The sequence below is a fragment of the Algoriphagus aquatilis genome (assembly GCF_042657405.1).
In the GTDB taxonomy this organism is placed as follows: Bacteria; Bacteroidota; Bacteroidia; order Cytophagales; family Cyclobacteriaceae; genus Algoriphagus; species Algoriphagus aquatilis.
The window spans coordinates 80,513-83,314 of sequence record NZ_JBHSKS010000014.1; the positions used below are offsets into that span (position 1 = coordinate 80,513).

Genomic DNA, 2,802 nt, shown 5'->3' on the forward strand with positions numbered 1-2,802 from the left:
TTGATGCCGGCGGAGTAACCAACACTGCGACAGCCACGGGTCAAGATCCGGACGGCAATGAGGTATCAGACGACTCTGGAACTGCCAATGACAACGATGATCCGACGGAAACAGCGATTAGTCAGAATGCGAAAATCAGCTTTGTAAAGTCAGGCGAGTACAATGCGGCATCCGGAACGATCACGTATACTTTCACGGTGACCAATACGGGTAACGTAACGGTAAGCGGAATCGAGATAGACGATGAGCAGATCGGGGTAACAGGTCTTGCGATCAGCCCATCCACCTTAGCTCCTGGAGCGACAGGCACTGCAACGCGCGTTTACACGCTGACCCAGTCGGATATCGATGCGGGCACCTTTACCAATACGGCTTCGGTAAGTGGTATTGCGCCAAATGGCAATCTGGTAACCGATTCGGATGGAGATACGCAGGTACTTCTTTCTAATCCTGGCATTTCAATCTCAAAATCTGCCTCTTTGACAAACTTTACCAAAGTAGGTGAGTCTATTGTGTATACTTTTTCTGTGAAGAATACAGGTAACGTTACACTTTTCGATGTGGTAGTTTCTGATCCCTTGAATGGACTAAGTCCAATTAGCCCAGTTAAAGTAAATAGCTTGGCTCCAGGGGTAATCGCAACCTTCACTGCAACCTATTTGATTAGTCAAGCGGATTTGGAAAATGGAAGTTTAGTAAATACCGCTACAGTGAAGGCCAGTGATCCTAACGGTAATGAAGTAAGCTCAACAGGTACTAATACTATTAAAATCTTAGCAGTAACAAATGTAACTGTTAACGAAGCTTCTCCTTTTGTGGTATTTACAGTAAGAGGCATAGAAGATCAGTTGATCTCACTTTTACTTTCAGATGGTACGGCGATTTCAGCTGATTATGGTCCTGGTTTGGAGTATTTTAACGGATCAAGTTGGGTAGTTTATGCAGCAGGTACTTTGGTACCACTCGACGGTTCCGGAAAATTGTGGGTTCGTACTCCAATCAAGCAGGATGAAGAATTTGAAAGGGCTGAGACCTTCACATTGACTGCTTCTATTTCAGAAAAATTATCAGCTGCAGGAACTGCAACTATAAAAGATGATGGTACCGGTGCGATATTTAAGGAAGATGGAACGGAAGATAATTCTGCCATGAAAGATGATGATAGAGTTCTGTCAGTAAACGACATCATGGTAAGTGAATCTTCTGGTTTTGGAATTTTCTCGTTAAGTGGAGCTTCTGGTCAATTGATAATTCTTGGACTAATAGAAGGCACGGCAACAACGTCTGACTTTGGTCCTGGTATAGAATACTTTGATGGTACCCTCTGGCTGCCTTATACCCTAGGTTCAACTGTTCAATTGGATAAGGACGGTAAGCTTAATGTCCGTGTTCCTATCATTGCAGATCAAATCAAAGAAAATGCAGAAACGTTTACTTTGAGTGTTGCTAATACTGGAGGCACTGTTTCAAAAGGAGTGGGCACTATAGTTGATTTAATTGCTGAGGATGACAATGCTACAGTATCTGGTTCCACTGATGGATCAACCTCAGTTTCTGGGAATGTGTTGGACAACGACTTTATTTCTGATGGTGTTGGAATTACTCTGGAAGCAAGTCTTGTCACTGATCCTACAGATATTCCTGGAACCTTTGTCTTGAATACCGATGGAAGTTTCACCTTTACACCGGTACCCGGCTTTTCAGGTACGGTAGAGATAGTTTATTCCGCCTGCGTAGGTGATCCATTAAATCTGTGTGATACGGCAACTTTGGTAATTGAGGTTTTGGAACTACCGGATTCCCGACCTGATGTAAACGCTACCTATTTGGGTGTTCCTGTCGAAGGAAAAGTTTCCACAAATGATGATGTACCGCCGGGATCAACCTACGGAAATCCACAGGAAAGCCCTGAAAATCCAGATGGAGCTGTACTAAATCTGAATTCTGACGGCAGCTATGTGTTTGAAGCTTCACAAGCCGGAGTTTATAATTTTACAATTACAGTTTGCAGTCCAGAGGGTTCATGTGTTACCTCAATTCTTACTATAACAGTTACTATTGCAGGAGAGCCTCAGCCTCCTATTCTGAAAACTGACTTGGCGACTGTTTCAGAAGGTGAAGTTGTTGTTATTAAAACTTTGGCAAATGATGCATCGGGAAGACCGGATTTGAGTCTGAATCCTGCATCTGTCACAATTGTTGAACAACCAAAGAATGGTTCTGTCACGATTGATCCTTCCACCGGAAACGTTACTTATACTCCGAACCCTGGTTTTATAGGTAAGGATACCTACATCTACTCTGTATGTGATTCTGGGAATCCTGCCCTTTGTTCAACAGCGATTCAGGAAGTGACAGTGGTTATGTCAAGTTCACCTAATATTATTTATGCGTCGGATGATTTTGTTTTAGGTACATTAGGCTCTACCCTTTCCGGTAATGTTCTTATTAATGACGGTAGTTTATTGGGCTTGGGACTAACTGTTGTGCCTCAGCAAGTTCAGATTCCTCAAGGCACCTTGACGTTGAATTCTGATGGAACATTTGTATTTGTAACTGCGTCTGGATTTTTTGGACCCGTACAGTTTGCGTATAGGGTATGCACCACAGGAGAAAATCCGGTCTGCGTCACAGCTACACTTTACCTTTTAGTGGCTCCAAACCAACTACTCGCCGTGATGGACAACTTCCAAGCTAATGAGATCAACGGTCTGTTGGGTGGAGTTGCAGGCAATGTGCTGACCAACGACCTGATCAACGGTAAGCCGGTGAAACCATCCGAGGTTAAGATTAAAGTGGTCA

The 2,802-nt window shown here is 43.5% G+C and carries 1 protein-coding gene; it reads left to right on the top strand.

The window, feature by feature from the left end; all coding sequences use genetic code 11:
- Positions 1-2,802, top strand: a 2,802-nt coding sequence (locus tag ACFPIK_RS15470) for a DUF7507 domain-containing protein (RefSeq protein WP_377916872.1), incomplete at both ends; no start/stop codon positions are given.